This window comes from Actinoplanes sp. NPDC051633, from assembly GCF_040681735.1.
Taxonomy (GTDB): domain Bacteria; phylum Actinomycetota; class Actinomycetes; order Mycobacteriales; family Micromonosporaceae; genus Actinoplanes.
This window is the reverse complement of the sequence record NZ_JBFAZH010000194.1, coordinates 1-9105: the sequence shown is the minus strand read 5'-3', so window position 1 is coordinate 9105 and position 9105 is coordinate 1. Positions and strand designations below refer to the sequence as shown.

Here is a 9105-nt window from a genome sequence, read left to right as displayed (position 1 = left end):
GCGCGGTCAGGGCCATCGGCACGTCTTGGGCTTTCCCCCGATGAGGTGGCATTGTGTGGCGGGTGAGCGCTCAGGTGACCCGCCGGCTGCCGGTGCCGGACCGCTATTCGCTGGCCGGGTCGGTGAGCTCGCTGATCGCGGCGGGGCGCGACCCGTGCGTGCGGTTCGAGGGCAGCGACTTCTGGCTCGCCGCGCGTACCCCCGAAGGAGCGGCGACCCTGCACCTCGCCCGCGCCGGCACGGATTTGGTCGCGACCGGCCATGGGCCGGGTGCGGCCTGGATCGTCGATCGCGCCGACGCGATCGCCGGGCTGCGCGACGACCTGGGTGACTTCCCGGCCATGGCGGCGCGCCACCCGCTGATCGCGCGCCTGGCCAACACCTTCGCCGGGGTACGGATGCCGGCCACCGGCCTGATGTTCCACCGGCTGCTGCGCGCGGTCTTCGAGCAGAAGGTCACCGGCAAGGAGGCGCGCAAGTCCTACCACCTCGCCGTCCGGCACTTCGGAGAGCCCGCGCCCGGACCGGTCGAGCTGCTGCTGCCGCCGGCCGCCGACCGGGTCGCGGAGACTCCCTACTGGGCGTTCCACCCGTTCGGCGTGGAGCAGCGTCGCACCTCCGCCCTGCTGCGCGCCGCGCTCGTCGCGGACCGGCTCGAGGCGTGCACCGACGCGGCCGAGGCCACCCGCCGGCTGATGGCGATCCCCGGCATCGGGGTGTGGACGGCCGCCGAGGTGACCCGCACGACCTACGGCGACGCGGATGCGGTGAGCGTCGGCGACTATCACATCCCCAACACAGTGACCTGGGCGCTGGCCGGGGAGCCGCGCGGGACCGACGAGCGGATGCTGGAGCTGCTCGAGCCGTTCCGCGGCCACCGGGGCCGGGTCTGCGACCTGCTCGCCGCCGGCGGGATCGCCGCGCCACGCTACGGGCCCCGCATGCCGGTCCGGTCCTTCGCGCGGTTCTGAGCCGCGGCGGGCTCGCGTACCTGGAAAACGTGTCTGACAGAGCACCTCTGCGCCCGTGCCGCTAGCGTGGTGCCCTCGTGGCTTCTTTCTCTGGAGACGTGTGCTGATGGGTGGATCGGGCGGCGAGATCGTCCTGGTGCTCGTGCTGGTGCTGGTGAACGCCGCGTTCTCGGGCAGCGAGATGGCCCTGGTCCAGCTGCGGGAGAGCCAGGTGCAGCGGCTCGAGCGGCAGTCCCGGCGCGGGCGGGTGCTGGGCCGGCTGACCCGCGACCCGAACCGGTTCCTGGCCACCATTCAGATCGGCATCACGCTGGCCGGCTTCCTGGCGTCGGCGGCCGCGGCGGTGTCGCTGTCCAAGCCGCTGGTCGAGCCGCTGGCCTTCCTCGGCGCGGCGGCCGAGCCGACCGCGATCGTGCTGGTCACCATCGCGCTGACGTTCGTCACGCTGGTGCTCGGCGAGCTGGCGCCCAAGCGGATCGCGATGCAGCGCACCGAGGGCTGGGCGCTGCTGGTGGCCCGCCCGCTGGACATCCTGTCGATGATCTCCCGCCCGGCGGTGTGGCTGCTCGGCGCGGCGACAGACGTGATCGTGCGGCTGGCCGGCGGAGACCCTAGGGCGCAGCGGGAGGAGGTCAGCACCGAGGAGATCCGCGACATGGTCGCGGCGCAGCAGGACATCACGGCCGAGCAGCGCACCATCATCAGCGGCGCGTTCGAGATCGCCGACCGGATCCTGCGGGAGATCCTGGTGCCCCGCCGCGATGTGCTGTCCCTGCCCACCGGCACGCCGTCGCCCGAAGCGCTGTTCCTGCTGATCGACGGCGGGCACTCGCGGGCGCCGGTGGTCGGCCCGGCCGGGCTGGACGACGTGATCGGCGTGGTGCACCTGCGTGACCTGATCGGCGCGACCGACAAGGTGGACGCGGTGGCGCGGCCCGGACTCTTCCTGCCCGAGACGCTGCGGGTGTCGGACGCGCTGCGCCAGCTGCGGCTGGAACGGCAGCAGCTGGCGATGGTGGTCGACGAACGCGGGGCGATCGACGGGATCATCACGATGGAGGACCTGGTCGAGGAGATCGTCGGCGAGATCTACGACGAGACCGACCGCGACGTGCAGGCGGTGGTCCGGGAGCCGGACGGGGCGCTGCTGACGCCCGGATCGTTCCCGATCCACGATCTGCCGGACATCGGCTTCGACGGTGACGGGCCCGACGAGGGCGACTACACGACGGTGGCGGGCATGGTGCTGGCCGTGCTGGGTCACATCCCGACCGCGCCGGGCGAGGTCGTCACGCTGCCGGAGTTCACCGCCGAGGTGGTCGAGGTGACCGGGCGCGCCATCACAAAGGTGCGCCTCCGGCCACTACCGCGCAGGAACCCCGACGACGAAGACGATTAGTGGTAGTCCACCCTGCCGCTCTGCTCTATGCCCTGCCGCGGGCCGTGGCCAGGTTCAGCGCTCGGTGGAGGACGCGGGCGTCGCCGAGCATGGCGCGCAGGCGGCGCTCCAGGCCCGCGATCGGCACCAGGTTCTGCGGGGCCCGCGGATCCTTGTACGCCGACGACGCGAACCGGGGCAGCGTCGCCGCCGAGCACTCGGCCAACTCCACCGCCTGGTCGACGGTCAGGTCGGGGGAGCACTCGATGCGGACGATGCCGGCCCACGGCGCGCCGCTCGTGCCGGGCAGCCGCAGATACCACGACCAGCCGCCGAAGATCGTGCCCAGCTTGAAGACCGGGGTGCGCTGCCCCGCCCGCAGGCCGGTCACGACCGGCTGCAGGGTGGCCGGGAGGTACTGCTTCTGCTGCGTCTTGACGTACCCGATCGTGCGGGTCAGGTGCCGGCGGTTGCGCAGCGGGCCGTCCACCACCAGCAGGTCGGTGTGGTCGTCGCGGACGGCCGCGGAGACGTCGATCTCCAGCGCGGTCAGCGGGGCCTGGACCGCGCCGGCCAGCGCGGCCATCTCACCGGTGCCGCTCACCCGGCGCACCTCGTAGCGCACCGAACCCGCCACCACGTCCGACGCGGACGGGCTGGCGGTGAACAGGCCGCGGGCGACCCGCGCCCCGGCCAGCTCGGCGCGGCCGTTGCGCAGGTCGCAGCGCACCACCCCGGCGGCGTACGAGGCGGCCAGCCCGGCGTACGAAGCGCCGTCCTCCTCCTCGGTCCACAGCCCGGCGTCGTTGCGGCGCACCCCGTCGACCAGCAGCACCACGTCGGGGCAGCTCGCGCCGCTCGGGTCGATCGGCGCCCACTCGCCGGCCGGCACCTCGTGATCGGTCTCCACCTGCGCCGTGCTGGTCGACGTCGGCCCGTCGCCACCCGCGCCGTCGCCGGAGAAGGACGCGCCGTAGGCCGGATCCCACGCGTCCACGTACATCTTGGTCACAGGCCGGTCCTCGTCACGTACGCCGATTTCGCGTTCTTGTGCACCTCGAACCGCACCGGGATCCGGTCGGCCAGCGCCTGCACGTGGGTGACCACGCCGACCATGCGGTCACCGCGGGCGGCCAGGCTCTCCAGCGTCGCCGCCACCACGTCGAGCGTGGACGCGTCCAGTGTGCCGAAGCCCTCGTCGAGCACGATCGACTCGAGGCTGGCGGCGGTCGCCGACATGCCCGCGAGCTGCTCCGAGAGGGCCAGAGCGAGGGCCAGCGATGCCTGGAACGTCTCACCGCCGGACAGCGTCCGCACCCCGCGCTGCAGGTCGGCGTCGAAGTGGTCGACGACGAAAAACTCGCCCTTCTCGTGGATCAGGTCGTACTGCCCCGCGGTCAGCTCACGCAGGATCCCGGAGGCGCCGTCCACCAGCAGATCCAGCGCCTCCTCGAGCAGCCAGCGCTCGAAGTTGTTGGCCCGCAGGTGACCGGCCAGCGATTTCGCCACCCGGGCGTCGCGCAGCAGGCCGGCCCGCTGCTCGGTGAACTCGCGCGCCTGCTCGCGCCGGTCGACCAGCCGTTGCCAGGCCGACTCGGCGCGCTCGGCGGCGACCGCGGCGGCCCGGATGAGATCGGCGTCGCCCGTGCCCGCCGGCGCCGCCACCCCGGCGTCCGCGAACAACGCCCGGATCGTCCTGAGTGAACTGGCCGTGGCCTCGTGCGCGGCGGCGACGGCCGCCTCGGCGTCGGCCAGCGAGGACTCCCGCACCGTCCGCTCGGCCGAGGCCCAGTCGACCAGCGAGCGCCACGAGAGCGCCAGGTCGTCCCGGTCGGCCGGCGGCGGCCCGAACCGTGCAACCGCGTCCCGCGTCGTGTCGAACGCCCGCCAGGCCGACCGCTGCTGCTCCTCGGCCACCGCCACCGCGCGCTGCGCCCGCCGGTGGGCCTCGCGGCCGGTACGCACCCGGCCACCCGCGTCCTCGAGGAGTTTCTGCAGCCGGTTGAGCTCGGCCAGCCGCTGCTGAACCGCCTCGACACCGGGTGAGTCGGCCACCACGGCCCGCACCTCCGCCAGCCGCGCGAGGTGGTGCTCGTGCTGGGCGCGCTTGCGCTCCAGGTTGCTCTCCAGCTTGCGGGCCACCGCGTCGCGCTGCTTGAACGCCGCCTCGGCGACCTCGGCCGCGGCCCGCGCCGCCTTGCCCGTGGCCTCCGCCGTCGCCACCGCGGAACCCGCCGGGACGGCCGGCACGTGCGCCACGGTCTGCTCGCACACCGGGCAGGCGTCGCCGTCGCGCAGATGGGTCCGCAGTGCCACGGCGCGGTCGAGCTTCTGCGCCTCGGTGTAGTCGGCGCGCGCCTGCTCCAGCAGCTGCGCCGCACCGACCTGGGCGGAGTGCGCCAGCTCGGCGGCCGAGGCCGCGTCGCGGAACTCCACCTCGGCGACCGACACCTCGCCGGCGAACCACTCCGCCTGGCCGGTCAGCCGTTCCAGCTCCTGATGCCGGTCGAGCAGCAGTTTCAGCGAGCCGGGGTCACCGGCCGCGATCAGCTCGCCCCGGATCTTCTCCTCGCGCTCCTCGGCGCCCCGGATCTCGTCGGCCGCGGCGGCCGCCACCTCGCGGGCGGTCGCCACGGCGGCCACGATCTCGGCGCTGCCGGCCGGCATGCGTACCCCGGTCAGGGCCGCCATCTCGGTGCGCAGCGCGTCGCGCGCCTGCGCCGCCTCGGCCTCGCGGGCCCGGATCTCCCGCAGGCCCGGCGTCGCCTGCTCGACCGCGCTGGTCAGCTCCCGCATGCGGCCCAGGTGCGCGGCGGCGGCGTCGACCGCCTCGTCGTCGGCGTCGGCCAGGCCCTCGAGCATCTGGTCGATCGCGCTCAGCTTGGTCTCCGCGGTGGTGCCGCGGGCCTGCGCCAGCGCCTGCACCTCCTCGTAGACGTGCAGGCCCAGCAGATTGACCAGGATCTGCTGGCGGGTGGCCGGCTTGGCGTGCAGGAAGTCGGCGAACTGGCCCTGCGGCAGCACCACGCAGCTGGTGAACTGCTCGTACGGCAGGCCGACCGCCTCGGTGACCGCCCGGTCCATCTCGGCCGGGGTGCCGGCCAGCACCTCGCCGAGGTCGTCCAGGCTCATCCCGGTGTCGAGGCGGGTCACGTCGAAGCCCGGCGGCATGTGCTGCAGGCCGGCCCCGGCTGTCTTGACGTTGCCCCGGCCGTCGCGGCGGACCACACGGGTGGCGACATAGCGCTCGCCGGCCGATTCGAAGACCAGCCGGACCCGGGCCTCGGTGGCCGAGGGCGACAGCGCGTTCACGATGCCCCGGGCGCTGCCCCAGCGCGGGACCGTGCCGTAGAGGGCGAAGCAGATGCCGTCGAGCACCGTGGACTTGCCGGAGCCGGTCGGACCGACCAGGGCGAAGTAGTCGGCGTCGGTGAAGTCCACCGTGGTCTCGTCGCGGAACACGGTGAAGCCGGCCATGTCGAGTCGCAGTGGCCTCATGACTTGCTGCTCACCTCGTCGTACAGCTGGTCGAAGAGCTCGCGGACGCCGTCCTCGCCGGTGCCGCGGCTGTCCAGATAGTCGCCGAAGAGCTGGCGCGGGGTGCGGCCCTGGCGCTGGGCCTGGGCGCCCTTGCGGTCGGGCACCATGTCGGGGTCGATGCGGACCTCCAGCGCGTTCGGCAGCAACTCCTGCACGTCCTCTCGCAGACCGACCCTCGGCGTCTCCCGCACGAAGACACGGAGCCAGGCGTCCGGCAGGTTCACCTTCGCCAGCTGTTCGAGGCTGCCGCGAACGGTGCGCAACGTCTTTGCCGAGGTCACCGGTACGTCGCGGACGCGCGCCGCCTTGTCGGCGCTCACGTCCACGATCGCGACGCCGCAGACGTTCTCCTCCTCGCCGAAGTCGATCGCCAGTGGACTGCCCGAATACCGCACCGGGCACGGGCCGATCACCTGCTGGACCCGGTGCAGGTGGCCGAGGGCGACGTAGTGCGCGTTGGCCGGGAAGACGGTGGCCGGCACGGCATAGCCCATGACGGTGTGCGCCTCCCGCTCGCCGCCGCCGGTGCTGGCGCCGACCACGGTGAGATGCGCGGTCAGCAGGTTGACCGTGTCGGGGACGAACTTCTCCGACAGGCGCGCGATCAGGCGGGCGAGATGATCGGCGTAGGTCTGCTGGGTCTCGGCCGCGGACAGCTCGTACATCTCGGCGGCACGAATGGCGTACCGCTGGGAGAGGAACGGCAGCGCGACCAGCTGCCAGCGCTCGCCGTCCTTCGTCGCACCCGTGATGAGCAGCTCGTCCGGGTTGTCCCGCACCGAGCCGCGCAGCGTGATCCCGGCGGCCTCCGCCCACGGCCGCAGCGCGTCGAGGGCCGGGCCGTTGTCGTGGTTGCCGCCGATCGCCACGACCTCGGCGCCGGTGCGGCGCAGCGCGGACAACGCGCGCGTGACCAGGCGGGTCGAGGCCGGCGTGGGCGCCGCCGAGTCGTACAGGTCACCGGCGATCACCACCAGGTCGGGCTGCTCACGCTCGGCGATCGCTATTACCTCGGCGAGAACCTTCTTGTACTCCTCCTCGCGGTCCTGGCCCTTGAGGACCTTGCCGACGTGCCAGTCAGATGTGTGAAGGATGCGCATCGTCAGGCCACCTTAGAAGGGGATGTCGTCGTCGGCGCCACCGGCACGGCCACCGACCACCGCGAAGGGGTCGGCGCCCTGCACGATCGAGCGCATCGAGCTCGACGGCGGGGGACCGGCCTCGGAGAAGCGGGTGGCCCAGGCCGGGAACGGGAACTCGACGCACAGCGGCACCGGGATGTCCGGCTGGTTCACGAACATCGTGCCGGGCCGGGCCAGCAGCGCGCGCTGGCGCATGGCGGGCGGCAGGAAACCGTACTCCGGCCGCGACGCCTCGGCCGGGTCGAGCCGGCCGACCACCCGGATCGCCGAGTTGGTCACGATCCGGCGCTCCACCTCGCTCGCGGTCTGCTGGGCGCCGATCAGGATCACGCCCAGTGAGCGGCCGCGCTCGGCGATGTCGAGCAGCACCTCCTTGATCGGCGAGGTGCCCTCGCGCGGGGCGTACTTGTTCAGCTCGTCGAGCACCACGAAAAGCAGCGGCTTGCCCGTACCCGCCTTCTCCTTGTCGTCGAACTCGGTCTTCAGCGTCACGCCGACCACGAACCGCTGCGCACGGTCGGGCAGGTTGTGCAGGTCGACGACGGTGACCTGGGCGCTCTCGGCGGTCTTGATCTGGTGCGGGCGGCGGGCCGCGAGGTCGCCGCGGATCAGCCTGGACAGGTCTCGCTTGCTGCCGATCATGCGGCGGGCGAACGCGTTGACCGTGCCCATGTTGATCGCGCTGCCGGCCCAGGTGGACCGGGTCTCGTCGTCGGTCAGCTGCTCGACGATGTGATCGACCAGGTCACCGTACGACCCGATGCGACGCCCGTCGATGCTGATGCCGCCCTCGGCCGGGAGCGCGTGCCGGTGCAGGTGGGCGGTGACCGAGTGGACGACCATGGTGTATTGCTGGCGCTCGTCGTCGGCGTCCGCGAACACGTACGGCAACAAGCGCTGGGAGCAGAACTCCTCGAGGGTCCAGTAGAACGCGTCCACCCCGGTCATCCGGCTGGTCACATCGGGGGTGCCGGAGGCGTCGCCCTGGCGCGGCGGCGCATAGACCCGGACGTCGGCGAACGGGGTCGCGGGCAGCTCGAGCAACTTGTACGCCGCCGTGGTCGGCTCGTCCAGCCGCGTGTTCGGGTGATCGAGGAACAGCAGATCCTCACCCTTCACGTTGAAGATCAGCGCCTTCGCGTTGGTGCCGTCGGCGCCCAGCTGGCCCGAGCGGAACACCGAATAGAGCAGGAACGTCGCGAAGCTGGTCTTGGTGGCCACGCCCGAGATGCCGGAGATCGAGACGTGCGCGCCGCGGGTGCCGTCGAGGAAGTCGGCGTTGAGGAACACCGGCACGCCGTCGCGCCCGGTGCCCATCGGGATCCGCCGCTCCATCCGGTCGAAGTGCAGCGCCGCGTCACGCGCCTCGGCGGCCGCCCGGAACACCACCGCGCCGGGCGACGGCGGCACGTAGAACTCGGGATCCACCCGGGTCGTGGTGATCTCGGCCGCCTCCTGCACCAGGGCCGGAAGGGTGCCGTCGGCGATCGCGAAAACATCGGAGTCGAACTGCGCGCCCTCATGCCGCGCCCGCACCTGGGTGACCACGCCGGCGATCGTCACCGGCGCCTGCCCGGGCAGCTCCCGCCGGGTCACCACCACGTCGTCGAGCTGCAGATAGCTCCCCGGCGTCACCGCCACCCAGAACTGGAGTGGAGTGGCGTCGGCCGTGCCCAGCACGCGGCCGACGGGATCGCCGGGGGGAGTCAACTCGTCAAGCACGAGATCATGGTGCACCCCGGGTATGACAAATCGACGGACGCCACGTCGGTTGGCACCCTGTTTCCACAACTTCTAGTGGTTGCCCACAGCTTTATCCACAACATCTTCACCAAAGATCAACCCCTTGAGGGGTACGACCACTCGAAAGCACCACATCCCACCCGCGCGCCAGTCGTGGGTCCACCCCTCTGCCCCGCCGCCGGGCTGTCCCGCTCGGCACAACGCTCCGCGCCGGCCCTCCGCCGGTCAGGCGTGGGGTCACCGTCAGTGCCCCGCCGCCGGCTGTCGGGGGTGGACGCGCCGCTCCGCGGCGGCGGGCCGCACACCCCTCGGCCCGCACAACAAAGTGGTA

The 9105-nt window shown here is 72.5% G+C and carries 6 protein-coding genes; 2 read left to right on the top strand and 4 right to left on the bottom strand.

Features of this window, described 5'->3' with window-relative positions:
* The first annotated feature begins 122 nt into the window (after nt 1–122).
* Together AB0M20_RS13940 and AB0M20_RS13935 are read left to right on the top strand one after the other, a co-directional pair.
* Entirely contained in the window at nt 123–971 is an 849-nt protein-coding gene (locus AB0M20_RS13940) for a DNA-3-methyladenine glycosylase 2 family protein (protein ID WP_364297925.1), read from the top strand.
* Between the two features lie 106 nt (nt 972–1077).
* Nucleotides 1078–2370 carry a hemolysin family protein gene (locus AB0M20_RS13935; RefSeq protein ID WP_364297923.1) on the top strand — a complete coding sequence of 431 codons (1293 nt, stop codon included), beginning with the start codon at nt 1078–1080 and terminating at the stop codon, nt 2368–2370.
* A gap of 25 nt (nt 2371–2395) precedes the next feature.
* On the opposite strand, the gene AB0M20_RS13930 is transcribed toward AB0M20_RS13935, so the two are convergent.
* Genes AB0M20_RS13930 through AB0M20_RS13915 form a run of 4 tightly spaced genes read right to left on the bottom strand, consistent with a single transcriptional unit; the run spans nt 2396 to nt 8753 of the window.
* Nucleotides 2396–3361, bottom strand: a complete 966-nt coding sequence (locus AB0M20_RS13930; RefSeq protein WP_364297921.1) for a hypothetical protein — start codon at nt 3359–3361, stop codon at nt 2396–2398.
* A complete protein-coding gene (locus AB0M20_RS13925) occupies nt 3358–5847 on the bottom strand; it encodes an SMC family ATPase (RefSeq protein WP_364297919.1) in 2490 nt (829 codons plus the stop codon). Before AB0M20_RS13925 ends, AB0M20_RS13930 begins: the two co-directional genes overlap by 4 nt.
* Nucleotides 5844–6989 (bottom strand): exonuclease SbcCD subunit D, encoded by a 1146-nt coding sequence (locus tag AB0M20_RS13920; protein ID WP_364297917.1) that lies wholly within the window; start codon nt 6987–6989, stop codon nt 5844–5846. Before AB0M20_RS13920 ends, AB0M20_RS13925 begins: the two co-directional genes overlap by 4 nt.
* 12 nt (nt 6990–7001) lie before the next feature.
* A complete protein-coding gene (locus AB0M20_RS13915) occupies nt 7002–8753 on the bottom strand; it encodes an ATP-binding protein (RefSeq protein WP_364297915.1) in 1752 nt (583 codons plus the stop codon).
* Nucleotides 8754–9105: the final 352 nt, after the last annotated feature.

Coding starts and splice junctions, on each gene's coding strand:
- AB0M20_RS13925 (WP_364297919.1), bottom strand. CDS start 5,847: ATGAGGCCACTGCGACTCGACATGGCCGGCTTCACCGTGTTCCGCGAC.
- AB0M20_RS13920 (WP_364297917.1), bottom strand. CDS start 6,989: ATGCGCATCCTTCACACATCTGACTGGCACGTCGGCAAGGTCCTCAAG.
- AB0M20_RS13935 (WP_364297923.1), top strand. CDS start 1,078: ATGGGTGGATCGGGCGGCGAGATCGTCCTGGTGCTCGTGCTGGTGCTG.